We start from the raw sequence: 25,013 nt of genomic DNA, 5'->3' as shown, positions 1-25,013 counted from the left end.
CGACCATTATCGCATTGTCGCCGCCAACCCGCCACGCCGGGTGTCCCAGCGGGCGCGGCGACAGGCCGGCTGATTAGCGCGGCCTGCGAGCGGAACTTACTTGGCCGCCGGCTTGACCGATGCGACTTCCTTGTCGGCCTGGTCACGCGTTGCCTTGATCGATTCCGGCATGTACTTCTGCATCAGACCGTTCACGACGTCGCGGCCAACCTGGTCTTGCACCTGGATGAACTTGCGGCCGGTCGGGCTCTTGTAGAACGTGGTCAGGTCCTTGATTTCCGACACGCTGTAGTACTTCGCGTACGCATCGTACTGAGCTTGCATCGCGTCCTGACGGAAACCGTCGGTTGCGAAGACCTGACCTGCCGCGTCCACCAGCTTCGGCACCGCGTTCTTCTGCAGCGTCGGCACGGCGGCCTGCTTCTGCTTGTCCGTCATCGTCTTGTTCTCGGTCAGCGCGTCCGACAGGATTGCCGGAACGAGCTGCTTGGCCTGCATCTGCGCGCTGTTGCCGATTGCGCCAACCAGCTTCTGCGCGTCGATGGCGTCGAGCAGGTCCTTGATGGCAGCTTGCTTGGCCGGATCAACCGGTGCTGCTGCGGCAGCCGGAGCTGCGGGCGCCTGGTTCTGCAGCGCTTGAGCCATGGCGAAGGTCGGCACGATGGCAGCCAGCAACATCAGTTGTTTGAATCGTTTTTGCATCATTACTCCCTAAGAGAAATTAACTTGAACCGCACGCCGCACGGGAAAGCGTACCGGCCCGATACGCGTTGACCCGGAGCGTAGCTTCAACGTATTAACTGAGACTGAAAGCCGCTGGCAAGGATCAAGCCGCGCCGCCGCCCTCACCGCCGTTATCACCTTCAGCGGAGCCGTCGGAATCGCTTTCCGACTCGCCCTCGGCCTCAGCTACCTGTTGCAGACCGGACAGCTTGGTCCCTTCGTCAAGGCTGATGAGTGTAACACCTTGCGTTGCGCGTCCCATTTCACGAATTTCCGACACGCGCGTGCGGATCAGCACGCCCGTCGTGGTAATGAGCATGATCTGCGCTTCCGAGTCCACGAGCGTCGCGGCAACGACCCTGCCATTGCGCTCAGACGTCTGGATCGCGATCATGCCCTTCGTGCCGCGGCCGTGACGCGTGTACTCGGTGATCGGGGTGCGCTTGCCGAAGCCGTTCTCGGTTGCGGTGAGCACCGACTGCTGCTCGTCGCCGGCCACCAGCAACGCGATCACGTTCTGGCCGTCCTCGAGCTGCATGCCGCGCACGCCGCGCGCCTCGCGACCCATCGGACGCACGTCGTTTTCGTCGAAGCGGACTGCCTTGCCCGAATCAGAGAACAGCATTACGTCGTGCTGGCCATCGGTGATCGCGGCGCCGATCAGGTAATCACCCTCATCGAGACCGACCGCAATAATACCTTTGCGCAGCGGCCGGCTGAATGCCTCGAGCGGCGTCTTCTTTACCGTTCCTAGCGCGGTCGCCATGAATACGAACTTGTCGGCCGAGAACTCCTTGACCGGCAGCACGACCGTAATCTTTTCGCCTTCCTGCAGCGGGAACATATTGACGATCGGCCGGCCGCGCGAATTGCGCGAGCCCTGCGGCACCTCGTAGACCTTGACCCAGTACACACGGCCGCGATTCGAGAAGCACAGGATGTGGTCGTGCGTATTGGCGATGAACAGCGTGTCGATCCAATCGTCTTCCTTCATGGAAGTGGCCTGCTTGCCACGACCACCGCGCTTCTGGGCCCGATATTCGGACAGCGGCTGCGATTTCACGTAGCCCGCGTGCGACATCGTCACGACCATTTCTTGCGGCGTGATCAGGTCTTCGGTGTTCAGTTCGGTTGCGTTCAACTCGATCTTCGAGCGACGCGCATCGCCGAATTCGGCCTTGATCGACGTAAGTTCGTCGACGATGATCGCCGAAATGCGTTCCGGGCGAGCCAGAATGTCCAGCAGGTCAGCGATCTGCGCCATCACATCGCGGTATTCGCCAATGATCTTGTCCTGCTCGAGACCGGTCAGGCGCTGCAGACGCATCTGCAGGATTTCCTGCGCCTGGGTATCGGACAAGCGGTAGAGGCCGTCGGCCTGCATGCCGAACGAAGGGTTCAGCCCCTCCGGACGATATGCTTCGCGACCGCCCGCCGACGCGTTATCCGCCTCGGCGCGCGACAGCATTTCGCGCACGAGCGACGAATCCCACGAGCGCGACATCAGTTCCTGCTTGGCGATAGGCGGCGTCGGCGCGGCCTTGATGAGCGCGATGAATTCGTCGATGTTCGCGAGCGCAACCGCCAGACCTTCGAGCACATGGCCACGTTCGCGCGCCTTGCGCAGCTCGTAGACGGTGCGCCGCGTCAGCACTTCCCGGCGATGCGACAGGAAGCACGTCAGCATTTCCTTCAGGTTCAGGAGCTTCGGCTGACCGTCGACGAGCGCGACCATGTTCATGCCGAACGTGTCCTGAAGCTGGGTCGCCTTGTACAGATTGTTCAGCACGACCTCGGGCACCTCGCCGCGCTTGAGCTCGATCACGACACGCATGCCGCTCTTGTCGGATTCGTCGCGGATGTCGGAGATGCCTTCGAGCTTCTTCTCGTTGACGAGTTCGGCGATACGCTCGAGCAGCGAGCGCTTGTTCACCTGATACGGCAATTCGTCGACGATGATCGCCATGCGCTGCCCGCGGTCGATTTCCTCGAAGTGCGTCAGCGCGCGCATCACGACGCGGCCGCGACCGGTGCGATAGCCGTCGCGCACGCCGGCCACGCCGTAGATGATGCCGGCGGTCGGGAAGTCGGGTGCGGGGATGATCTCGATCAGCTCGTCGATCGTCGCTTCCGGGTTTTTCAGCAGATGCTGACACGCGTCGACGACTTCGTTGAGGTTGTGCGGCGGGATGTTGGTCGCCATGCCGACCGCGATGCCGGACGAGCCATTGATCAGCAGATTAGGGATGCGCGCAGGCAGGATGGCCGGCTCGTTTTCGCTGCCGTCGTAGTTCGGCACGAAGTCGACCGTTTCCTTGTCGATGTCGGCCAGCAGCTCGTGGCCGATCTTCGCCATGCGGATTTCGGTGTAACGCATCGCCGCGGCGTTGTCGCCGTCGACCGAACCGAAGTTCCCCTGGCCGTCGACGAGCATGTAGCGCAGCGAGAAGTCTTGCGCCATCCGTACGATCGTGTCGTAGACGGCAGTGTCGCCGTGCGGATGGTATTTACCGATGACGTCGCCGACGATACGCGCCGACTTCTTGTAGGCGCGGTTCCAGTCGTTGTTCAGCTCGTGCATCGCGTACAGCACGCGCCGGTGCACCGGCTTCAGCCCATCGCGGACATCGGGAAGCGCTCGCCCTACGATTACGCTCATCGCGTAATCGAGATACGAACGGCGCATTTCCTCCTCAAGGGAGATTGGCAGAGTCTCTTTGGCGAATTGATCCATTATCCGTATCTTTTACGTGCGAAAGCGGGGGTTCGCCGCAACTTCGCGTAAGCATTGCAGGCGCAACGCATCACGCGATTCTAACATGCCACGCATCCGCGCCCGACGCAGGTACGTATACATATTAGAGGGGCACCCGCCAACACCTCGCCGATCGCACAATTTCGAGCTCACCAGGCTCGATTCCTGCGTGGGGCCAATTCGCCGCTTAGCCAGAGCCCGCGGACCGCTCAGACGAAAACATTTGTTGCTCATGCACCACAATTGGAGGGGGATTTGAATGGGGGCAGATTTTTTTTTCGTCGGAAGGGAACGATATGGCAAAATGCCAACGCACAAAGAGTCAGACACTGCTCGAAGTCTACACAGCCGGTTTTTGTTCCGCACCAATGTTATACTTCGAGCAATGTATGACTGGTCATCCGTCAACAGGCTCGCAGTAAACCTGCGGTAATCTCAATTTCGAGAGGAGAAATATGAATAAACTTTCAAAGCTCGCGTTCATTGCAGCTACCGCAGTTATGGCTGCATCCGCCATGGCGCAGTCGGTGCCGGCGTCGCGACAAGCTACCAACGACAACTGGGTGAATGGTACTGGCGAATACGTGTGGATGAACGGCACGAACGAGCTTTGCTGGCGCGATGCATTCTGGACGCCCGCAACGGCTAACGCCAAGTGCGACGGCGCTCTGGTTGCTCAGGCTCCGACCCCGCCGGCACCGGTCGCTCCGGCCCCGGCTATCTCCAGCGAAAAGATTACGTATCAAGCTGATGCGCTGTTCGACTTCGACAAGGCAATCCTGAAGCCGGCTGGCAAGGAACGTCTGAGCGAACTGGCATCGAAGATCCAGGGCATCAACCTCGAAGTCGTCGTCGCTACGGGCCACACCGACCGCATCGGTTCGGACGCTTACAACGACCGTCTGTCGCTGCGTCGTGCTCAAGCTGTGAAGGCCTTCCTGGTCAGCAAGGGCGTCGAAGCCAACCGTATCTACACGGAAGGCAAGGGCCGCCGCAACCCGGTTACCACCGGTTGCAACCAGAAGAACCGCAAGCAACTCATCGCCTGCCTCGCACCGGACCGCCGCGTGGAAGTCGAAGTTGTCGGTACGCCGAAGCAGTAAGCTGGAAATTACCGCAGTATCGAAAGCCCCGCTTCGGCGGGGCTTTTTTTATGTGCGGGTGCCGCGACGTGGTCTGATGCGCGACGGAGGAACACCCCGCTCCGCTACGAGCGGCTCGAAGCTCGAATTGGCAGCCGCTCGCTGGTGCGCTTTTGCCGCTCTTTCTCTTGCCCTATATACTCAGAGTTTATCCTCGAGCGTCCGCTCACCGCTTTCATCGAGGCAGCCTTCGCCATGACCAACGCCGATCCCCACGAACTACAGAAATTCAGCGACCTCGCGCATCGTTGGTGGGACCCGAACGCCGAATTCAAACCACTGCACGAACTGAATCCGATTCGCCTGCGCTGGATCGACGCGCACGCGCATCTCGCCGGCAAAAAGGTGCTCGATATCGGTTGCGGCGGCGGCATCCTGTCGGAATCGATGGCAGGCTTGGGCGCGCATGTGAAGGGCATCGACCTGTCGACTCAGGCACTCGGCGTCGCCGATCTTCACAGTCTTGAAAGCGGTGTAACCGTCGATTACGAAGAAATCGCCGCCGAGGCACTGGCCGCGCGCGAACCGGGCACCTATGACGTGGTCACCTGCATGGAAATGCTCGAGCACGTCCCCAAGCCGGCCGCGATCGTCGAGGCCTGCAAGAATCTCGTGAAGCCGGGCGGCTGGGTGTTTTTCTCCACACTGAACCGCAACGTGAAGTCGTACCTGTTCGCGGTGATCGGCGCCGAATACATCGCGCGCATGCTGCCGAAGGGCACGCACGACTACGCGCGCTTCATCCGCCCGTCGGAACTCGCCGGCTTCGTGCGCGCCGCCGATCTGCGTACGGCCGACATCAAGGGCATCGTGTACAACCCGCTCAGCAAGCACTTCGCGCTGTCGTCCGACACGAGCGTCAACTATATGCTCGCCTGTCGCCGCGACGCCTGACCTGCCAGAACCGCCCCGATCCGCCGTATCCGAAACGAACAATGAGCGACCCGACTCCCCTGCCGCAACGCGAAGACAACGACGACACGCTCGGCTTTTGCCTCGCCGTGCTTTTCGACCTCGACGGCACGCTTGCCGACACGGCGCCCGACCTCGCGGCCGCCGTCAACAAGATGCGCCACGACCGGGGACTCGAGATGGTGCCGCTCGAGAAGCTGCGCCCGCTCGCTTCGGCCGGGGCGCGCGGACTGATCTGCGGCGCGTTTGGCATCGGGCCCGATCATCACGAATTCGCATCGATGCGCGAGGAGTTTCTCGCGAACTACGAAGCGGACCTGTGCATCGAGACGACGCTCTTTCCGGGCATCGCGGAAGTGCTCGATGAACTCGACGCGCGCGGCGTGCGCTGGGGCATCGTCACGAACAAGGTCGCGCGGCTCACCGAGCCCCTCGTCGCGCAACTCGGGCTCGAGGAGCGCGCCGGCTGCGTGGTGAGCGGCGACACGACTCCGCATTCGAAACCGCACCCCGCGCCGCTGCTGCACGCGGCGCGTGAGCTGGACATCGCGCCGGAGCGCGTCGTCTATATCGGCGACGATCTGCGCGACGTGCAGGCCGGTTTTGCCGCCGGCATGAAGACCGTCGCCGCGGCTTACGGCTATTGCGGCAATGACATTCCGCCGACACGGTGGCATGCGCAACACGTGGTGGAGTCGACGGCCGAGTTGCAGACGCTGCTGCGCGACATTGGCTGAGAAAGTCCTGCCACCCAATGCGTGCCACGCGTGCCGTCGATCTATTGTAAAATCCCGTTTGGCTCATATATGTGAGCAACGAACCGCGGGGGCGACCTGGTTTCGACAGGGGTTGCGAAGCGGCTAGGGCATGTCGAGGACCCGTCACCTCGTTAATCAATGGGAAAAACGTAACTGCAAACGACGATACGTTCGCACTGGCAGCCTAAGGGCCGCCGTCCTCTGCCTAGTTCACTGACGGGCTAGTGTCGCAAGACCGGTAGCAATACCGACAGAGGTCATATACGTCAGTTAAGCCTTGGCGGCGTCACGACGTTCGGGTCGAAAATCTAGTGAATCGCCGTAGCGCAGCGTGTTCGTCCGCGTCGCTGCGGTTAAATCAAAAGACAGAACTAAACATGTAGAACTGGTCGTAGAGGACTTCTGGACGCGGGTTCGATTCCCGCCGCCTCCACCAAACACAAGGGCACGTTCGCAACGAACGGCCCCGAAAAACCCCGGTAGCTTGACGCTGCCGGGGTTTTTTATTTTAGGCACCGTGCGCGACCCACAACAGGACCCGGCAGATCCACAGCCGCTGCCTATACTCGTAGCGCGAGGCGCGTCGTCGCCCGTCAACCGCGTCGCCAGAACAGGAGCCCGCGTCATGTGCAAGACCATCGCATTGCTTGCCCCGCTCGGACTCGCCGTGCTGCACGCCAGCGCCCTCGCCGACCCGCCAAAACTGTCCGACGGCCGCTTCGTCACTGCCGACGGCATGACGCTCTACACGTTCGACAAGGACACCACCCATGGCGTCAGCGCCTGCACCGGCGGCTGCATGAGCAACTGGCCGGCGGCCACCGCGACGCCGACCGACAAGCCGTCGGGCGACTGGTCACTAATCCCGAGCGCGGACGGCAAGCAGCAATGGGCGTACAAGGGCCATCCGCTGTATCACTACTCGGCTGACAAGCAGGCAGGCGATGTAAAGGGGGACGGTTTCAAGGACATCTGGCACATCGCCAGGCCATAACAATGCGGTCCGCCCGGCAACTGCGCGACCATCGCATCCGCCACAAAGCACAACGCCGGCCCAAGGGCCGGCGCTGTGTCAAACCTCGAAGCTCGAGCGAAGCCCGAGCCGATCCTCATTCGTCCTTCGGGCACTGCAGATTGCAGCCATTTGGATCGCCCATGTCACCGCGCTTGCGCGCTGCCGATCGTTTGCCGTGCTGATACTTGTCCGACGGCGCGGACGCGGCGAACGGCATCTGCGGATGCTCGTTGAGGCGGAATTCATCGTTCAGGATGCCGCCCGGCACGCCAGGCGAGTTTTGCGCGTAAGCGACGGAGACGGTGGCACAGAGCACACCAGCCGCGACAGCGGCGGCACATGCGTGGAAAAGAGCTTTCATGTTGGTTCGGCGCGGCTTGCCGCGGGGTTAGAGCGGATACGAAGCCAAGAGAGTAGCCGAAACCGGCTTGCCGCGCAGCAGCGGGCGCCGAGCGCCATCGCGTTTCTGATTACGGGCTCTTACGCCCACCATTAAGCTAGCGCGCCGCCGAGTCCCTCGTCCAGATCGACGAGCCTGCCGCAGTCGCACGGATCGTAGCCGGCGAGCTGCTCGACACGATGGTGAAACGCGCTGCCGCGCAACAGATTGATCACCGTCGCGAGCGGTGCGCGTGACAGGTGCGCGCGGTCGCATGCGAAGTAATAGTCCTCGTCGACGATCGGAATGAAGTCGAGCCCGAAATGATGCGCGGCGGGCTGCACGCCGAAGCCTATGTCGGCCATGCCGCTCGCGACGAACGCCGCGATCGCGGAGTGCGTCAGCTCGGTCGACGCATAGCCGTTCACGCGGTCCGGGTCCACCCCGATCTGTCGCAACGAAAGATCGAGCAGCATCCGCGTACCCGAGCCCGGTTGGCGGTTGACGAAACGGATGTCGTCGCGCGCCAGATCGCCGAGCCCGCCGATTCCCTTGGGATTGCCCTTGCCGATGAAGAGTCCTTGCTTGCGCCGGGTCAGATGCACGAGCACGTGGCGTTGCGGATCGAGCCAGCGCCGGTAGGTATCGGCGCACACCGCGCGAAACTCGCCGAGCGGCAGGTGAAAGCCCGCCAGATCGCACTCGCCGCGCGCGAGCGCGCTGACCGCGTCGGCGCCGTCGCGGTACTTGATCTCGACCGGCAGATCGTTGGCGACCAGTGCCGTCACGAGCGCGGCCACCGCATAACCGTGCGACGCGTGGATGCGCACGTTATCGGTGGGGGGCGCGAGCCAGCGGTTCAGATCGCTCGCCACTTCGCTCGCGAGCGCCTGCAGATTGCCGTCGAGCCGCTCACCGCAGAGCCGTTGTCCACGCAGCACCGCGTGTCCGAGGTCGGACAAAACCGAGCCGCGCCCACGCTCTTTTGCGATCAGCGGACCGCCAAGCCGCTCCTCGATGCTGCGCAGCAAACCCCACGCGTGCCGGTAGGACAAACCCTTAAGCGCCGCGGCCTGGGCAATGCTGCCAGATTCATCGACAAGCGCGAGTAACGGCACCACGTCGGACAGGCTGGCCTCGCGGCCGTCCGCACCCTTCACGACCAGCTCGACCTGACATTCGATCCTGACCATATATGTTTGACTGTTTCCTATTGCGCGCGCCGGTTGGCCCGCCTATCTTTCGGCTATACCACATCGAATAAGCGAAGCATACGTGCACGTATTATGAATAACAAGTGCATATATCGCTTTGGAGGAGCCCCCACTTTGGACGATTCTCTCGCCACGGCGCCGGATCAGCTCGTGCAACGACACGCGCAACCGGGCCGCACACTGATGACGATCCTGCACGCGATCCAGGACGAACTCGGCTTTGTGCCACCCGCCGCAGTCGGACCGCTCGCCCGCGCGTTGAACCTGTCGCGCGCGGAAGTGCACGGCGTCATCACCTACTACCATCACTTTCGCACCACGCCGGCCGCGCCCGTCACGGTACAGCTGTGCCGCGCCGAAGCATGCCGCAGCATGGGCACCGAGGCGCTCGCCCAGCACATCGAGGCGCACACGGGTTGCCGCTTCGACGCGGGTCACCATGACGGCGCAACGGTAGAGCTCGAATCGGTGTACTGCCTCGGCCAATGCGCGCTGTCGCCGGCGATGATGCTCAACGGCACGCTGCACGCACGCGTTACGCCACAGAAATTCGACGCGCTGCTCGCCGCAGCCAGCAAACGCGTGGAGATGCCGGCATGACGCGCATCTATGTTCCGCGAGATTCGTCGGCGCTCGCGCTCGGCGCCGATGCGCTGGCCGAAGCCATCGCCAGCGAAGCCGCGCGCCGCGGCATCGCGATCGAACTGATCCGCAACGGTTCACGCGGGTTGCTGTGGCTCGAACCGCTGGTCGAAGTCGCGACGCCCGAAGGCCGCATCGGCTATGCGAATGTCGACGTGGAAGACGTCGCTGCGTTGTTCGACGCGGGCTTCGTCGATGGCGGCGAGCATGCGCGACGCGTCGGCGTGGTCGACGAGATTCCGTATCTGAAGAAGCAGCAGCGGCTGACCTTCGCGCGGATCGGCATCACCGACCCGCTGTCCATCGACGACTACATCGCGCACGGCGGCCTCGAAGGCCTACGCAACGCGCTGCAAACCGACGGCGATGCCGCCTGCGAAGAGTTGATCCAATCCGGCCTGCGCGGCCGCGGCGGCGCGGCCTTCCCCGCAGGCATCAAGTGGCGCACGGTGCGCGGCGCAAAGGCTGCGCAGAAGTACGTGGTCTGCAATGCCGACGAAGGTGACTCGGGCACCTTCTCCGATCGTCTGGTGATGGAAAGCGATCCGTACGGGCTGATCGAAGGCATGATCATCGCGGGTGTCGTGACTGGCGCGACCGTCGGCTATATCTACGTGCGCAGCGAATACCCGCACTCGATCGCGACGCTCGAAGCGGCCATCGCCCGCGCGCGCACAGCCGGCTGGCTCGGCGACAGCGTGCTTTCGAGCGGGCAGCGCTTCGAGCTGTTCGTTGCGAAAGGCGCGGGCTCGTATGTGTGCGGCGAAGAAACCGCGATGCTGGAATCGCTCGAAGGCAAGCGCGGCATCGTCCGCGCGAAGCCACCGGTGCCCGCCCTCGTGGGTCTCTACGGCCAGCCCACCGTGATCAACAACGTGATCACGCTCGCCACGGTGCCGATCATCTTCGCGCGCGGCGCGGCGTTCTATAAGGACTTCGGCATGGGCCGCTCGCGCGGCACACTGCCGTTCCAACTGGCCGGCAACATCAAGCGAGGCGGCCTCGTCGAACTCGCGTTCGGCGTGACATTGCGCCAACTGCTCGACGACTTCGGCGGCGGCACCGCGAGTGGCCGGCCGGCGCGCGCGGTGCAGGTCGGCGGTCCGCTCGGCACCTATTTGCCGGAAAGCCAGTGGGACATCCCGATGGACTACGAAGCGTACGCGGCAGTCGGCGCGGTGATCGGCCACGGCGGTCTCGTCGTGCATGACGACACGTCGAACCTTGCCGAGCTCGCGCAATACGCGATGCACTTCTGCGCGCTCGAATCGTGCGGCAAATGCACACCGTGCCGCATCGGCTCGACGCGCGGCGTCGAGGTGATCGCGCGGATCCGTAACGGCGATACGTCGACGCGTCAGGTGCAATTGCTGCGCGATCTGTGCGATACGATGGTGTCCGGTTCGCTGTGCGCGATGGGCGGCATGACGCCGTTCCCGGTGCTGTCCGCGCTCGATCATTTCCCAGAAGACTTCGGTCTCGCCGCCGATCCCACTGCCGACCACGCCACCAAAGCGGCCGCGGCCTGACACCAGGAGTTCACTATGTCCGATCAGTTCAACTCCCGCTCCCTGAAGGAACTCCCCGAGGGGGGCGGCTGCGGCTCAGGCAACTGCGCGTGCAAGTCGCAAGCCATGGCACGCGCCGCCAACCCATTCGCCGACGACACCGACTACGGCACCCCCGCCCGTCACTCGGACGTCGACGTGACGCTCGAAATCGACGGCCAGGCGGTGACCGTACCCGCCGGCACGTCGGTGATGCGCGCGGCGGCCGAAGCCGGCGTCAACGTGCCGAAGCTGTGCGCGACCGATTCGCTCGAGCCGTTCGGCTCATGCCGTCTGTGTCTGGTCGAAATCGAAGGACGGCGCGGCTATCCGGCCTCGTGCACGACGCCGGTCGAAGCCGGCATGAAGGTGCGCACGCAGACCGACCGTCTGCAGACGCTGCGTCGCAACGTGATGGAACTGTACATCTCCGACCATCCGCTCGATTGCCTGACCTGCCCCGCCAACGGCGACTGCGAACTGCAGGACATGGCGGGCGTGACCGGCCTGCGCGAAGTGCGCTACGGCTTCGACGGCGAGAATCACCTGAAGGACAAGAAGGACGAATCGAATCCGTACTTCACGTACGACCCGTCGAAGTGCATCGTCTGCAATCGCTGCGTGCGCGCGTGCGAGGAAACCCAGGGCACGTTCGCGCTGACGATCACCGGACGCGGCTTCGAATCGCGCGTCGCGGCGAGCGAGAACCAGCCGTTCATGGAATCGGAGTGCGTGTCGTGCGGCGCGTGCGTGGCCGCGTGCCCGACCGCGACCCTTCAGGAAAAGACCGTCGTGATGCTCGGCCAGCCTGAGCACTCGGTCGTCACCACCTGCGCGTATTGCGGCGTCGGCTGCTCGTTCAAGGCCGAGATGAAAGGCAACCAGGTCGTGCGGATGGTGCCGCACAAGAACGGCCAGGCCAACGAAGGCCATGCGTGCGTGAAGGGCCGCTTCGCGTGGGGCTACGCGACGCACAAGGACCGCATCACCAAGCCGATGATCCGCGCGAAGATCACCGACCCGTGGCGCGAAGTCAGCTGGGACGAAGCGATCTCGTACGCGGCATCGGAGTTCCGCCGTATCCAGGCGAAGCATGGGCGCGATTCGATCGGCGGCATCACGTCGTCGCGCTGCACGAACGAAGAAACGTACCTCGTGCAGAAGCTCGTGCGCGCCGCATTCGGCAACAACAACGTCGACACCTGCGCGCGCGTCTGCCATTCGCCGACCGGCTACGGCCTGAAGACGACGATCGGCGAATCGGCCGGCACGCAGACGTTCGCATCGGTCGATAAGGCCGACGTCATCATGGTGATCGGCGCAAATCCGACCGACGGCCACCCGGTGTTCGGCTCGCGGCTGAAGCGCCGCGTGCGCGAGGGCGCAAAGCTGATCGTCGTCGATCCGCGCCGCATCGATATCGTCGATACGCCGCACGTGAAGGCGTCGCACCATCTGCAATTGCGGCCCGGCACCAACGTCGCGATCGTCAACGCGCTCGCGCATGTGATCGTCACCGAAGGCCTGCTCGACGAAGCGTTCATCGCCGAGCGCTGCGAAACGCGCGCGTTCGAGCAGTGGCGCGATTTCGTCGCGCTGCCTGAGAACTCGCCCGAAGCGACCGAAGCGGCAACCGGCGTGCCCGCACAACAAGTACGCGAAGCCGCCCGCATTTACGCGACCGGCGGCAACGCCGCGATCTACTACGGCCTGGGCGTCACCGAACACGCGCAAGGCTCGACGATGGTGATCGGCATCGCGAACCTCGCGATGGCGACCGGCAACATCGGCCGCGAAGGTGTCGGCGTGAATCCGCTGCGCGGCCAGAACAACGTGCAGGGCTCTTGCGACATGGGCTCGTTCCCGCACGAGCTGCCCGGCTATCGGCACATCGGCGATCCGCTCGTGCGCACGCAGTTCGAAAACGCCTGGAACGTCACGCTGCAACCGGAACCGGGCCTGCGCATTCCGAACATGTTCGACGCCGCGCTGCACGGCACCTTCAAGGGCCTGTACTGCCAGGGCGAGGACATCGTGCAGTCGGACCCGAACACGCATCATGTGGCGGCGGCGCTGTCGTCGATGGAATGCATCGTGGTGCAGGACATCTTCCTGAACGAGACCGCCAAGTACGCCCACGTGCTGCTGCCGGGCTCGTCGTTCCTCGAAAAGGACGGCACGTTCACCAACGCCGAGCGCCGCATCTCGCGCGTGCGCAAGGTGATGCCGCCGCTCGGCGGTTACGCGGACTGGGAAGTCACGCAGCTGCTGTCGCGCGCGCTCGGCTACGAGATGGACTACACGCATCCGTCCGAGATCATGGACGAAATCGCACGGCTCACGCCGACCTTCCACGGCGTGTCGTTCCAGAAGATCGACGAAATGGGCAGCATCCAGTGGCCGTGCAACGAGGACGCGCCCGACGGCACGCCGACGATGCACGTCGGTACCTTCGTGCGCGGCAAGGGCAGGTTCGTGATCACGAAGTTCATCGCATCGCCGGAGAAGGTCACGCGCAAGTATCCGCTGCTGCTGACGACCGGGCGCATCCTGACGCAGTACAACGTCGGCGCGCAGACGCGCCGCACCGACAACTCGCTCTGGCATGACGAAGACCGGCTCGAACTGCATCCGGACGATGCGGAGGAACGCGGGATCAAGACCGGCGACTGGGTCGGCATCGAATCGCGCGCGGGGCAGACCGTGTTGCGCGCGAAGGTGACGGAGCGGATGCAGCCGGGCGTCGTCTATACGACGTTCCACTTCCCCGAATCGGGCGCGAACGTGATCACGACCGACAGCTCCGACTGGGCGACCAACTGCCCCGAATACAAAGTGACCGCGGTGCAGGTGATGCCGGTCGAGCAGCCGTCGCAATGGCAGAAGGACTATTCGCGCTTCAGTAGCGAACAGCTCGAACTGCTCAAGCGGCGCGAGCAGGCCGATTCGGCCGCGGCCGTTACCGCGGGCAAGTGAGGCGAGCGATGGACAATCGGAATCTGATCGACATGGCGAACCGGATCGGCGACTTCTTCGAGTCGATGCCCGACCATGAGGAAGCGCTGAGCGGCGTCGCCGAACACATCCGCCGCTTCTGGGAGCCGCGCATGCGGCGCGCGCTGCTCGCAACGCTCGGCGAAGCGCCGGACACCTATGACATCGCGCTAACGAACTTCACGCGCGAGGCGATCGTCAGGTATCGCGAGAAGTTGACGCCGGCCCAGGCGTCGGCGGCTTAGGCTCAGGCCATTTCCTCAACCACCCCACCGTGGCGCGGCGGCGCGATCCGCTGCCGCGCCCGCGCCGCGCAACAGGCGACCCTGATCACAGCGTCGCCTGCTCGTGGATCTCTCCCCCCACCGCAAACCACGCCTCGCAGTGCCGTACGAGACCGTGCAGGTCCGAGCCGGTGCGTCCGCGCGCGCTGATATAGCCGTCGGGCCGCACCAGATAAAACGACGGCCGCGTGCGCCCATACGATTCGGACAGCGCCGGGCCGCGGTCGCCGGTCGTATCGGTGACGCGCCAGATCCGCACCGCGTTCGGCAGCAGCCGCTCGACCTCGGCGGCGAGCTTTTCCAGCTCCGGGTCCGGCGGCGCCGCATGCTTCGCAGCCGGATCGAGCGGCGTGCCGTCGACGGGCAGCGGCGGCACCAGCAGAAACAGCGAGAAGAACGCCGGATCGTGCAGATCGAAAATGCAGCCGACGCCCGGCGCGCGCCCGAGCGGACCGTCGACGACATGCACCAGCGCATCCGGCGCGCGCTCGCCCGCGCGCGGGCCGCCGTCGAGCACGCGTTCGAGCGTGAGCGGACTGCGCCGGTACTGGATCGACAGCTCGCTGATCGTCGCGCGCGCGGCATCGCGCAGCGGGCCGAGCGCGGCCAGTACCGGCATCACGCGCTCGCGCAGCAGCTTCAGCGGACCGTGATCGGCCTCGGCCATCTGCGTGATGAACCCGGTCTGGCGCAGCACCTCGCGCTCGATCGGATGCCGTTCCGCGTGGTACGTGTCGAGCAGGCGATCCGGCGCCGCGCCGCCGACCACGCGCGCGAGCTTCCAGCCGAGATTGAGCGCTTCCTGGATGCCGGTGTTCATGCCTTGCGCGGCCGCGGGGCTGTGCACGTGCGCGGCATCGCCGGCGAGGAAGATGCGGCCTACGCGTAGCCGATCGACCATCCGGCTGTTCACGTGGAAATACGCCGACCACGCGAGATCCGACACGTCGACGCGCTCGCGCACGCGCCGCGCGATCAGCGCCTTGCATTGTTCTAGCGACGGCGCTGCGGGTGTGGCCGGCGGCGCGGCGCTGCCGGACGGCTCGACCGCGTGATCGGCGATCAGTCGATGACGGCCGTGGCCCATCGGGAACAGCGCGACGAGACCGTCGCCCGACGCGAAGATATGGAATTCGTCGTCGGGCCAGTCGGTTTCCGCGTGCAGGTCGGCGAGCAGGAAGGTCTGCTCGAAGGTCTTGCCCTCGAAATTCAGCCCGAGGCGATGGCGAATCGAACTATGCGCGCCGTCGGCCGCGATCATATATGACGGGCGCATGCCTTCCGTCCGGCCGTCCGCGCGGCGCAAGGTCGCCTGAATGCTCGCTGAGCCCTGCATGAACGCCATCAGTTCGACGCCGCGCTCGACCTTCACGCCGAGCGTCGCAAGATGCTCGGTCAGAAGCCGCTCGGTCACCGACTGGTCGAGAAACAGCAGATAGGGATAGCGCGTGTGCAGCGCGTCAAAATCGAGCTGCGCAAGCCGCATGCCGTTCGAAAACAGATTCGCGACGCGCGCGCGATGGCCGAGTTCGAGAAACGGCTCGATCAGCCGATGCTGCTCGAGCAGCTCGAGCGTGCGTGCCTGAATGCCGATCGCGCGCGAATAAGGGTTCGGCTGCGGCGCCTTGTCGATCAGACGCACGGGGATGTGAGCACGCGCGAGACTCATCGCTGCGGCAAGTCCGGTGGGACCGGCCCCGACGATCAGCACCGGCGACGCGTCGTAGGCGGCAGCGTCCATGCGGAACTCCGGAGGCAACATTGCGTTCTAGTGTACGCCGCCGCTCTCGCGCACAGCGGTGCGCTGCATCAATCGCGGAGGGGACGCCCCGTCGCTCCAGAGGCGCCCGCGAGCCGCGCAAATCGGGGCCCCTTGCGCAAGTATGGGAAAATGCGGCCCAGTCTGATTGATCCGAATGCCCTCCCCGTCATGCAACCTGTATTTGACCGCGCGTTCGCGGCGCATCGTGACGGCCGCCTCGACGACGCCGAACGCGGCTACCGCGCCACGCTCGACCACGACCCCAGCCATGTCGATGCGCTGCATCTGCTCGGCGTGCTGCGCCACCAGCAGGGCCAGCACGCCGAAGCCGCGGCGCTCGTGAGGCGCGCGGTCGACCTGCGCCCCGAAGACGCGGCGCTGCAGCTGAACCTCGGCAATGCGCTGAAGGCGCTCGGCCAGATCGACGCCGCGATCGAGCAGTTCCGCAACGCGCTGACGCTCGCACCGACGTTCCCGATGGCGCACTACAACCTCGGCAACGCCTACGCGTCGCTGGGCCGTCACGAAGACGCCGCCGATGCGTTCGAACGCTCGCTGCGCCTGCAGCCGGACGACGCGTCGTCGCACAACAATCTCGGCAATGCGCTGCACGCGCTCGGGCGTCACGCGGACGCGATCGCGTCGTTCCGGCGCGCGCTCGAACTGCGCCCCGGTCACGCGGGCGCGCTGAACAACATGGGCATGTCGCTGAACGCGCTCGATCGGCCGGACGAGGCGGTGCCCTGCTTCGAGGCCGCGCTGGCCGCCGAGCCGCGCTTCGTCGCCGCGCACTTCAACCTCGCGAACACGTTCGATGCGACCGGCCGACATGCGCAGGCAGTCGCGTCATTCGAAGCGGCGCTGCGGCTGCAGCCGAACCTGCCGCCCGCGATCTACGGCATGGGCAACGCACTCGCGGCGCTCGGCCGGGCCGAACAGGCGTTGCCGTATCTGGAGCGCGCGGTCGGGCTCGATCCGCAATTCGCGCTCGCGTGGCTCGCGCTCGGCACCGCGCACCAGGCGCTCGGCGCGCACGCTGCCGCGGTGCGCGCGCTCGATCAGGCGTTGCGGCTGCGCCCCGACCTCCCGTCCGCGCATATGAACCGTGCGCTCGCGTGGCTCGCGATGCGCGACTTCGAGCGCGGTCTGCCCGAATACGAATGGCGGCTGCAAACCGTCGCGCAACCGGCGATCCAGACGCTGCCGCGCTGGCACGGCGAGCCGATCGACGAGTACACGCTGCTGATCCATGCCGAACAGGGTTTCGGCGACACGCTGCAGTTCGTGCGCTTCGTGCCGCTCGCCACACAACGCGCCGCGCGCGTCGTGCTCGAAGTGCAGCCGCAGCTGGTGCCGCTGCTCGCGCCCGTCGCGCAGGCATGGCGCGTCTCGCTGATCGCGCAGGGCCAGCCGCGTCCCGCCGCCGATCTGCAAATTCCGCTGCTGAGCCTGCCGCTCGCGCTCGGCACGCGCTACGACACGATCGAAGCACGCACGCCCTATCTGAGCGTGCCGCCGGCCTATCGCCGCAAATGGCGCGGCTCGCTCGGCGGTCAGGCGAAGCGCAAGATCGGGCTCGCCTGGTCTGGGCGCATCCAGCGCAACGAAACCCGCACGATGCCGCTCGCCGCGCTGGAGCCGCTGTTCGCGCTCCACGGCATCGACTGGATCGTGCTGCAGCCCGATCTGTCCGACGACGAACGCGCCGCGCTCGATGCGCATCCGCGCGCGGCCGCGATCCATCGCTTCGACCAACGCATCGGCGACTTTGCGGATACCGCGGCGATCGTCGAGCGGCTCGACGCGGTGGTGTCGATCGACACGTCGATCGCGCACCTCGCCGGCGCGCTGCGCAAGCCGCTGTGGCTGATGCTGCCGTTCGCCGCCGACTGGCGCTGGTTCGACGGCGACACGCGCAGCCCGTGGTATCCGGGCGCGACGCTGGTGCGTCAGCCGCGGCCGGGCGCGTGGGATCAAGTCGTCGAGGCGGTCGCCAAGGAATTGCGGCACGGCTAGCGACGGACCACGCGCCGCCAGCAAAAACAGAAAACCCCGCTTTCGCGGGGTTTTCTGTTCTCAGAACACGAAGCGAACCCGTCAGGCCGCCCGATACTGATTCCGCGACTCCGGCGTGCGATACAGGAACAGCGTCGCGAGCAGACCGCAGATCGCCGCCACGCCTAGAACCAGGCCCGGCGCCGCCTTGTTGTTGGTCACGTGGATCAGCAGCGTGGCGATGGCCGGCGTGAAGCCGCCGATCGTCGTCGCGAGACTGTACGCGAGCGAGAAGCCGGCGGTCCGCACTTCGACCGGCATCACTTCGGTCAGCGCGACGACCATCGCGCCGTTGTAGCAGCCGTACAGGAACGACAGCCACAGCTGCACGACCAACAGACGCGCGAACGACGGTTCGGCGACGAGCCATTGCAGCGCCGGATACGCGGTGAGGATCGTCAGGATCGTGAACGCAAGCAGCACCGGACGGCGGCCGATGCGATCCGACAACGCGCCGGACACCGGCAGCCAGATCAGATTCGAGATACCGACGCAGACGGTGACGACCAGCGCGTCGATGGCCGTCAGCTTCAGCACCTCCTTGCCAAAGGTCGGCGTGTAAGCCGTGATCATGTAAAACGACACGGTCGTCATGACGACCATGCCCATGCCGCCCAGCACTACGGAATAGTTCGCGGCCATCGACTTCAGGATCTCGCCCATGCCCGGACGATGCTTGCGCGCCGCGAACTCCTCGGTCTCCTGCAGCGAGCGGCGGATGATGAACAGGAACGGCACGATCAGACAGCCGATCAGGAACGGCACGCGCCAGCCCCACGCGAACATCTGGTCGGCGGGCAGAATCTTGTTGAGCATCACGCCGATCAGCGCGGCGAATACCACCGCGACCTGCTGGCTGCCCGACTGCCACGAGCAATAAAAGCCCTTGTTGCCCTTCGTCGCGATCTCCGACAGATACACCGACACGCCGCCGAGCTCGGCGCCAGCCGAGAAACCTTGAAGCAGTCGCCCGAACAGCACGAGCACGGGCGCCACGAGCCCGATGGTCGCGTAGCCCGGTATCGTCGCGACCGTCAGCGTGCCGAGCGCCATCAGGCTCAGCGTGAGGATCAGGCCTTTGCGACGGCCGTGATGGTCGATGTAGGCGCCGAGCACGATCGCACCGAGTGGACGCATCAGGAAGCCCGCGCCGAACACGGACAGCGACAGCATCAGCGACGCGAAATCGCTGCCGCTCGGGAAGTAGGTCTTGGCGATCGCGGAAGCGTAATAGCCGTAGACCATGAAGTCGTACATCTCAAGAAAGTTGCCGCTGACGACGCGGAACACTGTCTTGACCTTGGATTCTTCGGTTTTGGAAGCGGCGTGGGTCGCGGTAGACATGACGGTCTCGGAGAGGCCCGCCGCCCAGTCGCACGGATCGACGTGGACGGTGACGAGCGGGCAGTTGGAACGATCCACTGCGATTGGCAAGCGGATCCCACAGGCGGACACGCGGTTATCGATTTGCGAAGCGCGCCCGGGGGCGCCGCATTCTGCTGCCCACGGCGTTCATCCGGGGTGAGGGTAAACGCTGAGCTTGATGCGGGGCCGATGCCACGTAATGTTACTGCTGATAAGGTCGACGCGAAACGCATACAGTTTGCTTACGCGCGACTCCGGCGGGCGGCGGTAGACTGTCCGCGCGAGGCCATTCAGTTGACTACTCCGATGCAAACCACCCCTGCTCTTTCCCTGCGCCCCGCCACGCTCGAGGACGCCGCGCTGATCGCGTCGATCCACAGCGCCAGCTGGCAGGCGACCTATCGCGGTCTGTTGCCCGACGCGTTCCTCGATGGCGAAGTCACGCGCGAGCGCGCCGCCTATTGGGAAGCGCGTCTCGGCGCGCCGGGCAGCGAGCGCCGCATCGTGCTGATCGCCGAATTGGCCGGCGAGCCGATCGGCTTCGTGTGTGTCGAGCGACAGCCCGAGTCCGCATGGGGCGTGCTGCTCGACAACCTGCATGCACTGCCCGGTTATCAGGGCATTGGCGTCGGCAAAACGCTGATGCACGCAGCCGTTGACTGGACCCGCGCGCAAGGCGAGGCCCAGCTATATCTGTACGTGCTCGAAGGCAATACGGCGGCGATCGGCTTTTACGAGCGGCACGGCTGGCAGTTGGTCGGCGCAGAGCCCGACCATATGGGCGGCGTCGATATCACCGCGCTGCGCTACGTGTACCGGTTGAAGCCCTGAACATAGAAGTCGAGTGTGCGTGCAGCCTGTGATGTCCCCGTTTTCGGAGTCATCTGAAGGTTGGACAAGGTAGTTTCGAGGCACGATTTTCTGTCGCCGATGGCTTCATCGGTCCCATACAGATTCCGTCACTGCCTCACCGGTCGTCCTTGTCACGAGGCACCGGAAGAAACCGATGACCAGCACGCCGCTCACCTCGATCGAAGGCGCATTCGCCCTTCCCCCTCTCCGTCCGCTCAATCAACTGTCCGAACCGTTCGGCCGCGATTGGGCGTTGCTGCCGGACACTCAGTGCTGGCGAGCCGGATTCGATTCGCTGTATGCCGCGCTGCTGCGCACCGTCTGCATCAGGGATCAGCCGTTGCTGTCGTATGGGCAGAGGGTGTCGATCGACGGCGCGCTGAGCGGCGTGAAACGTCCGGCCGAGGCGCCTGTCGCGGACGCCACGCAGCACGCCGCGGAAGCGGCGCATACGGCGACGGTGGCGCGTCCCGCTATGCAACGGAAGGTGCCTCAGGGTCCAATGCGTATTGCGCTCAAGGCCCGCTCGCCGCGAATCGCGCAGCGGCGCTCAGTGTGGAATCGACGTACGGTCGCGGCGAGTGCCGGGGTAATCGGCTGTGTCGCGGCGCTAGTGTGGTGGATCGTCGATCAGCCTCTGCCGCCGCAGCACATCGCATCTGGCATGCTGAAGTCGGCGCAAGCTTTGATGCCGCGTCGTGATGCGCCGGTGATTGCCGAGGCCGTCACAGCGGCGCCTTTGCTTCCACCATTACCTGTCGACGTGGCCGCCGCCCCCGCGCGCATAGCGGCATTGCCTGAGCGCACCACCACGCGACATGTGCGCACGCCGCGTGATGCGATTCACTCGTCACCTGCGCATCGTGCGCGTCGTGCGCTTCACGCGCAAACGCATCCGCTTTCGGTAAATCGCCGTGCCGCGAATGAGTCATCGCATGAAGCGCGCGTTCGAACCCGGTTCGGCGAGGACGAATACGCTGATGTGACGACCTTCGCGATGATGTCTTCACGCGACGCCGCGACCCTGCCGCGCTCCACCGTGTCGAACAATCGGCCGGCGGACAGCACCGAGTGGATGAATCACATATCGCAGAGACGCGTCACCGAAATCCCGGAACAATTCGCGCAATGATCGCCGCCTGCCATATAGCGTGGCAGTGCGTCAGATGGATGGGATGGCCCCGTCGGGCCAACGCGAACCCGCCCTGCTTAAAACCGCGTCTCCCGCGCGACCCGCAGGAACGTATCGAGCAGCGGCGTGCAATCGAGCAGCTCCGGCCCGCCCGCGCGATGAAACTCCGGATGCCACTGCACGCCCATCACGAACGGCGCGCGCCGATAGCGCACGGCCTCGATGATGCCGTCCGACGCCGACACCGCCTCGATATTCAGATCGCGGCCCAGCGTCTTCACCGCCTGATGGTGGATCGAGTTGACGATCGCGTCGCGGCGGCCGGGGAACATGTTCAGCAGCGTCGAGCCATCGGGAAAATGCACGCCGTGCCGGTGCTGATCGTAGTTCTCGTTGACGTGGGCGTTCGCGGTAGGCACATCGGTCGCGATGTCCTGGTACAGCGTGCCGCCGAACGCGACGTTGATCAGTTGGCAACCGCGGCACACGCCGAGCACCGGCTTGCCCGATTCGACGAACTCGTGCAGCAGTTCGAGCTCGTACATGTCGCGCACGCGGTCACCGGGCCATTCGTGGCTCGTCGCAGTTTCCGCATAGGTCTGCGGCGACACGTCGGCGCCGCCTTGCAGCAGCAGGCCGTCGAGATGCTTCGCGTAGTCGCGCAGACGGATGTTGCTCGGGTGCAGCATGCCCTGATGACCGACGGTCGGGATCATGAACACCAGCACGTCGCGCGACATCACCCAGTGCGCGATCGACTCCTCCAGATACTGCAGCGTCTTGCCGCGCAAGCCCTTCGCGCCCGGTTCCGGGTGGAAGATGCGCGCCGACACGCCGATGCGCAGCGTGCGCTGCGTGATCCGCTGTCCCGCGCGATCGAACAGCTGCCGCGCGCGCGCCGCGATGATACGGCCGAACACACTCCACGCCGAATCGCTCTGCTTCAGATAACGCGGCGGCGACGGCGGAAGCGCATTGGGCGGCGGCGGATTGGTGGCGCTGAAATCGGGTGCCGCGCCGAATCCGGGCGGCGGCGAGCCGGGCGCCCGCGCCGCGGGCGCGGCGGCTTCCTCGGTGGCGATTTCGCCGTCGGTGGCGACGTCCGCGGCGCTGAGGCCGCCACCCACTTGGGGCGCGCCGGCGGCTGGCGTCGGTTTGACGGCTGGCTCGGGTTTCACCGGGGTCGCGCCGCCGGCATGCTTACCGGCGCGCCGCGCTTCGCGCTCGTGCACCGCGGCTTCCTGGCGCGCGGTCGATTCGGCGGCGGCGCTGCGTGCCTCCACCGCGTCGCGCAGCCGCGCCGTGCGCGGATCTTCGCGAGTGACTGACGATGCGCTGATCGGATCGTCGGTCGACGACCGCGCGGTCGCCTCCTCGGCGGCCGGACTCGTATCTTTGGCGGCCGACTGGGTGGCATCTTCATGCGACGGAGGAAGCGAGGGGGCCGGTGCCGCCGGCGTGCCGCTCGGCGCGGGCGAGCTCGGCTGTGGACTGCCGGTCGTGCCGGCGTTTTCGGGTTTGTCGCTCATGACTGTCGGACGGGCGCCTTCCGCGCGAACGAATGAATATGCCCTGATTATCCGTCAGTGCAGCAGGCCCGGCAAACCCGCAAACAATTACTCACATTGTTGCGAGGCCTTACACAAACCCTCTGAATCAAGGGTCTGGCCGCTCGTCGAAAGTCTCCCGCAACGCGATCTGCATCGACGCGTGAATCTTCACGCACCATCGCCACACGAGCGTGAGCAGCAGCGCGGCGCACACGAGCACCGCGACGAGCAGGCCCGTCGGCGGCAGGATGCTGCCAGACAACGCCGCCACCAGCAGAAACACGCCGATCATCGACACAATCGGCACGAGATCGGCGATCGCGTGACGCAACGCGCTGGTGAAGCGCCCTGCGGTAGTCTGCTGCACGCTGACTTCGGCGAGCAGCAGCGCGAGCGACTTGGTCTTGCGATACACGGCCACGAGGAACGGCAGCGACACCAGCAGCGCGACACTCCACTGCACGACGCGTTGCAAGGGCTCCTCGTCGAGCCAGTGCGCGAGCAGCCGGCCGCTATGCGGCGCGCTATACGACACGACGAGGAAAATCGCCGCGACGAGCGCGAGATTCACCGCGATCTGCAATACGATGCGCCGCGTCATGCTGATCAGCGTCGGCTCGCCGCGCGCCGCGATCAAACTGCGCAGCCATTGCCCGTACATGCCGAACGCGTTGGATAAGGTGGCGGGCATCGCGTTGGCGATGCGACGCGTCAGCGGATCGGCGACGCGGATCAGATAGGGTGTCGTCAGCGTGGTCAACGCCGACACGGCGACCGCGATCGGATACAGAAACCCGCTCGTCACCTTCAACGTCAAGCCGAGCGTCGCGATGATGAACGAGAACTCGCCGATCTGCGACACGGTCATGCCGACGCGCATCGACGTGCGCCCGTCCTGCCCCGACAGAAACGCGCCGAGCCCGCACGACACGATCTTGCCGACGATCACCGCGAGCGTGATCACGGCGATCGGCCATCCATAGTCGAGTATCACGGCCGGGTTCAGCATCAGTCCGATCGTCACGAAGAAGATCGCGGAAAACGCGTCGCGCAGCGGCGCGATCAGATGCTCGATCCGATGCAGATGGCGCGACTCCGCCATGATCGCGCCGATCAGAAACGCGCCGAGCGCGATGCTGTAATCGAGCTTGACGACCAGCAGACAGAAGCCGAAGCAGAAGCCGAGCACGGACACGAGCATCATCTCGCTGCTGCCGGTGCGCGCGACGTAGTTCAGCGCGCGCGGCACGAGCAGCACGCCGACCAGCAGCGACACCGTCATGAACAGCAGCAGCTTGCCGAGCGTGACGGCCGCGAGCCCGGCCGACAACTGCCCGGTCTGCGCGATGCCGGTCAGCAGCACGAGCATCGCGATGCCGAGAATGTCCTCGACGATCAGAATGCCGAACACGAGTTGCGCGAAGCTTTCGCGTTTAAGTCCGAGGTCGGACAGTGCCTTCACGATGATCGTCGTCGACGAGATCGCGAGGATTGCGCCGAGGAACAGCGAATCCATCGGGCTCCAGCCGAATGCATTGCCGATCGCGTAGCCGATCCACAGCATCAGCACGATCTCGGACAGCGCGGCGACGATCGCGGTCGCGCCGACCTTGAACAGCTTGCGCAGGCTGAATTCGAGGCCCAGCGAAAACATCAGGAACACGACGCCCAGCTCGCCGAGCGTCTGAATCGTCTGTTCGTCATGGATCAGCTGGAACGGCGGCGTGTACGGTCCGATGATCACGCCGGCCACGATATAGCCGAGCACCACCGGCTGCTTCAGGCGATGGAACAGCACGGTGACGACGCCCGCCAGCGCCATCACGACGGCCAGATCCTGGATGAAGCCAATGCCATGGTGCATGAGCGCTTTCCTTACAAACGGTAATCTCGGAAGGCGCAGTGTAACAAACGGGCCGGCGATGTTTTTGG

The 25,013-nt window shown here is 65.0% G+C and carries 19 protein-coding genes and 1 other RNA gene; 12 read left to right on the top strand and 8 right to left on the bottom strand.

Annotation, left to right across the window (positions count from 1 at the left end; translation table 11 throughout):
• Positions 1-96: 96 nt before the first annotated feature.
• Both QFZ94_RS17030 and gyrA read right to left on the bottom strand, forming a co-directional pair.
• Positions 97-702: a DUF2059 domain-containing protein gene (locus QFZ94_RS17030; RefSeq protein ID WP_176105377.1), complete on the bottom strand. Its 606-nt coding sequence runs from the start codon at positions 700-702 to the stop codon at positions 97-99.
• Positions 703-826: 124 nt separating this feature from the next.
• Complete coding sequence (gene gyrA, locus QFZ94_RS17025) at positions 827-3,457, bottom strand: DNA gyrase subunit A (RefSeq protein ID WP_368586783.1); 2,631 nt, start codon at positions 3,455-3,457, stop codon at positions 827-829.
• 476 nt (positions 3,458-3,933) lie between these two features.
• Between gyrA and ompA the strand changes: the two genes are divergently transcribed.
• From ompA to QFZ94_RS17000, 5 genes are all read left to right on the top strand, one after another.
• Positions 3,934-4,581 carry an outer membrane protein OmpA gene (ompA, locus tag QFZ94_RS17020; RefSeq protein WP_026228725.1) on the top strand — a complete coding sequence of 216 codons (648 nt, stop codon included), beginning with the start codon at positions 3,934-3,936 and terminating at the stop codon, positions 4,579-4,581.
• Positions 4,582-4,815: 234 nt separating this feature from the next.
• On the top strand, positions 4,816-5,514 hold the full coding sequence (ubiG, locus tag QFZ94_RS17015; RefSeq protein ID WP_368586784.1) for a bifunctional 2-polyprenyl-6-hydroxyphenol methylase/3-demethylubiquinol 3-O-methyltransferase UbiG: 699 nt from the start codon (positions 4,816-4,818) through the stop codon (positions 5,512-5,514).
• 41 nt (positions 5,515-5,555) lie between these two features.
• Positions 5,556-6,269: a phosphoglycolate phosphatase gene (gene gph / locus QFZ94_RS17010; RefSeq protein ID WP_184011034.1), complete on the top strand. Its 714-nt coding sequence runs from the start codon at positions 5,556-5,558 to the stop codon at positions 6,267-6,269.
• A gap of 87 nt (positions 6,270-6,356) precedes the next feature.
• Positions 6,357-6,726: a transfer-messenger RNA gene (ssrA, locus tag QFZ94_RS17005) on the top strand.
• Between the two features lie 189 nt (positions 6,727-6,915).
• On the top strand, positions 6,916-7,284 hold the full coding sequence (locus QFZ94_RS17000) for a COG4315 family predicted lipoprotein (protein WP_429458361.1): 369 nt from the start codon (positions 6,916-6,918) through the stop codon (positions 7,282-7,284).
• Between the two features lie 115 nt (positions 7,285-7,399).
• Here the strand turns inward: QFZ94_RS17000 and QFZ94_RS16995 are convergent, their stop codons facing one another.
• Together QFZ94_RS16995 and QFZ94_RS16990 are read right to left on the bottom strand one after the other, a co-directional pair.
• On the bottom strand, positions 7,400-7,666 hold the full coding sequence (locus tag QFZ94_RS16995; RefSeq protein ID WP_368586786.1) for a hypothetical protein: 267 nt from the start codon (positions 7,664-7,666) through the stop codon (positions 7,400-7,402).
• Between the two features lie 131 nt (positions 7,667-7,797).
• A complete protein-coding gene (locus QFZ94_RS16990; protein WP_368586787.1) occupies positions 7,798-8,877 on the bottom strand; it encodes a substrate-binding domain-containing protein in 1,080 nt (359 codons plus the stop codon).
• Between the two features lie 135 nt (positions 8,878-9,012).
• Between QFZ94_RS16990 and QFZ94_RS16985 the strand changes: the two genes are divergently transcribed.
• From QFZ94_RS16985 to QFZ94_RS16970, 4 genes are read left to right on the top strand one after another with little or no spacing between them, the layout of a single operon-like run.
• The gene (locus tag QFZ94_RS16985; RefSeq protein ID WP_429458359.1) at positions 9,013-9,498 is read left to right on the top strand and encodes an NAD(P)H-dependent oxidoreductase subunit E; all 486 of its coding nucleotides are present in this window, start codon (positions 9,013-9,015) and stop codon (positions 9,496-9,498) included.
• Positions 9,495-11,069 carry a formate dehydrogenase beta subunit gene (locus QFZ94_RS16980; RefSeq protein ID WP_429458357.1) on the top strand — a complete coding sequence of 525 codons (1,575 nt, stop codon included), beginning with the start codon at positions 9,495-9,497 and terminating at the stop codon, positions 11,067-11,069. Before QFZ94_RS16985 ends, QFZ94_RS16980 begins: the two co-directional genes overlap by 4 nt.
• A gap of 15 nt (positions 11,070-11,084) precedes the next feature.
• A complete protein-coding gene (gene fdhF / locus QFZ94_RS16975; protein WP_368586790.1) occupies positions 11,085-14,063 on the top strand; it encodes a formate dehydrogenase subunit alpha in 2,979 nt (992 codons plus the stop codon).
• Between the two features lie 8 nt (positions 14,064-14,071).
• Positions 14,072-14,326, top strand: a complete 255-nt coding sequence (locus tag QFZ94_RS16970) for a formate dehydrogenase subunit delta (RefSeq protein WP_429458354.1) — start codon at positions 14,072-14,074, stop codon at positions 14,324-14,326.
• 85 nt (positions 14,327-14,411) lie between these two features.
• Here QFZ94_RS16970 and QFZ94_RS16965 read toward each other — a convergent pair whose 3' ends face one another.
• Entirely contained in the window at positions 14,412-16,106 is a 1,695-nt protein-coding gene (locus QFZ94_RS16965; RefSeq protein WP_410849624.1) for an FAD-dependent monooxygenase, read from the bottom strand.
• A gap of 189 nt (positions 16,107-16,295) precedes the next feature.
• Here QFZ94_RS16965 and QFZ94_RS16960 point away from each other — a divergent pair, with 189 nt between their 5' ends.
• Complete coding sequence (locus QFZ94_RS16960) at positions 16,296-18,143, top strand: tetratricopeptide repeat protein (RefSeq protein WP_429458352.1); 1,848 nt, start codon at positions 16,296-16,298, stop codon at positions 18,141-18,143.
• Between the two features lie 81 nt (positions 18,144-18,224).
• Here the strand turns inward: QFZ94_RS16960 and QFZ94_RS16955 are convergent, their stop codons facing one another.
• Complete coding sequence (locus QFZ94_RS16955; protein ID WP_429458350.1) at positions 18,225-19,526, bottom strand: MFS transporter; 1,302 nt, start codon at positions 19,524-19,526, stop codon at positions 18,225-18,227.
• A gap of 327 nt (positions 19,527-19,853) precedes the next feature.
• On the opposite strand from QFZ94_RS16955, the gene QFZ94_RS16950 reads away from it, so the two are divergent.
• On the top strand, positions 19,854-20,378 hold the full coding sequence (locus tag QFZ94_RS16950) for a GNAT family N-acetyltransferase (protein WP_368586795.1): 525 nt from the start codon (positions 19,854-19,856) through the stop codon (positions 20,376-20,378).
• Positions 20,379-20,553: 175 nt separating this feature from the next.
• Positions 20,554-21,531 carry a hypothetical protein gene (locus QFZ94_RS16945; RefSeq protein ID WP_429458348.1) on the top strand — a complete coding sequence of 326 codons (978 nt, stop codon included), beginning with the start codon at positions 20,554-20,556 and terminating at the stop codon, positions 21,529-21,531.
• Between the two features lie 77 nt (positions 21,532-21,608).
• Here the strand turns inward: QFZ94_RS16945 and QFZ94_RS16940 are convergent, their stop codons facing one another.
• On the bottom strand, positions 21,609-23,060 hold the full coding sequence (locus QFZ94_RS16940; protein ID WP_429458346.1) for a gamma-glutamyl-gamma-aminobutyrate hydrolase family protein: 1,452 nt from the start codon (positions 23,058-23,060) through the stop codon (positions 21,609-21,611).
• A gap of 127 nt (positions 23,061-23,187) precedes the next feature.
• The gene (locus tag QFZ94_RS16935; protein WP_368586798.1) at positions 23,188-24,945 is read right to left on the bottom strand and encodes a cation:proton antiporter; all 1,758 of its coding nucleotides are present in this window, start codon (positions 24,943-24,945) and stop codon (positions 23,188-23,190) included.
• Positions 24,946-25,013 lie beyond the last annotated feature (68 nt).

The organism is Paraburkholderia sp. JPY465, assembly GCF_050436725.1.
GTDB lineage: Bacteria > Pseudomonadota > Gammaproteobacteria > Burkholderiales > Burkholderiaceae > Paraburkholderia > Paraburkholderia youngii.
Note: the sequence above shows the minus strand (reverse complement) of the source record. Positions and strands in the feature narration are given on the sequence as shown.

Bases quoted from the DNA above. Each gene is read 5' to 3' on its own strand.
- QFZ94_RS17030 (WP_176105377.1), bottom strand. From the start codon at position 702: ATGCAAAAACGATTCAAACAACTGATGTTGCTGGCTGCCATCGTGCCG.
- gyrA (WP_368586783.1), bottom strand. From the start codon at position 3,457: ATGGATCAATTCGCCAAAGAGACTCTGCCAATCTCCCTTGAGGAGGAA.
- ompA (WP_026228725.1), top strand. From the start codon at position 3,934: ATGAATAAACTTTCAAAGCTCGCGTTCATTGCAGCTACCGCAGTTATG.
- ubiG (WP_368586784.1), top strand. From the start codon at position 4,816: ATGACCAACGCCGATCCCCACGAACTACAGAAATTCAGCGACCTCGCG.
- gph (WP_184011034.1), top strand. From the start codon at position 5,556: ATGAGCGACCCGACTCCCCTGCCGCAACGCGAAGACAACGACGACACG.
- QFZ94_RS17000 (WP_429458361.1), top strand. From the start codon at position 6,916: ATGTGCAAGACCATCGCATTGCTTGCCCCGCTCGGACTCGCCGTGCTG.
- QFZ94_RS16995 (WP_368586786.1), bottom strand. From the start codon at position 7,666: ATGAAAGCTCTTTTCCACGCATGTGCCGCCGCTGTCGCGGCTGGTGTG.
- QFZ94_RS16990 (WP_368586787.1), bottom strand. From the start codon at position 8,877: ATGGTCAGGATCGAATGTCAGGTCGAGCTGGTCGTGAAGGGTGCGGAC.
- QFZ94_RS16980 (WP_429458357.1), top strand. From the start codon at position 9,495: ATGACGCGCATCTATGTTCCGCGAGATTCGTCGGCGCTCGCGCTCGGC.
- fdhF (WP_368586790.1), top strand. From the start codon at position 11,085: ATGTCCGATCAGTTCAACTCCCGCTCCCTGAAGGAACTCCCCGAGGGG.
- QFZ94_RS16970 (WP_429458354.1), top strand. From the start codon at position 14,072: ATGGACAATCGGAATCTGATCGACATGGCGAACCGGATCGGCGACTTC.
- QFZ94_RS16965 (WP_410849624.1), bottom strand. From the start codon at position 16,106: ATGGACGCTGCCGCCTACGACGCGTCGCCGGTGCTGATCGTCGGGGCC.
- QFZ94_RS16960 (WP_429458352.1), top strand. From the start codon at position 16,296: ATGCAACCTGTATTTGACCGCGCGTTCGCGGCGCATCGTGACGGCCGC.
- QFZ94_RS16955 (WP_429458350.1), bottom strand. From the start codon at position 19,526: ATGTCTACCGCGACCCACGCCGCTTCCAAAACCGAAGAATCCAAGGTC.
- QFZ94_RS16950 (WP_368586795.1), top strand. From the start codon at position 19,854: ATGCAAACCACCCCTGCTCTTTCCCTGCGCCCCGCCACGCTCGAGGAC.
- QFZ94_RS16945 (WP_429458348.1), top strand. From the start codon at position 20,554: ATGACCAGCACGCCGCTCACCTCGATCGAAGGCGCATTCGCCCTTCCC.
- QFZ94_RS16940 (WP_429458346.1), bottom strand. From the start codon at position 23,060: ATGAGCGACAAACCCGAAAACGCCGGCACGACCGGCAGTCCACAGCCG.
- QFZ94_RS16935 (WP_368586798.1), bottom strand. From the start codon at position 24,945: ATGCACCATGGCATTGGCTTCATCCAGGATCTGGCCGTCGTGATGGCG.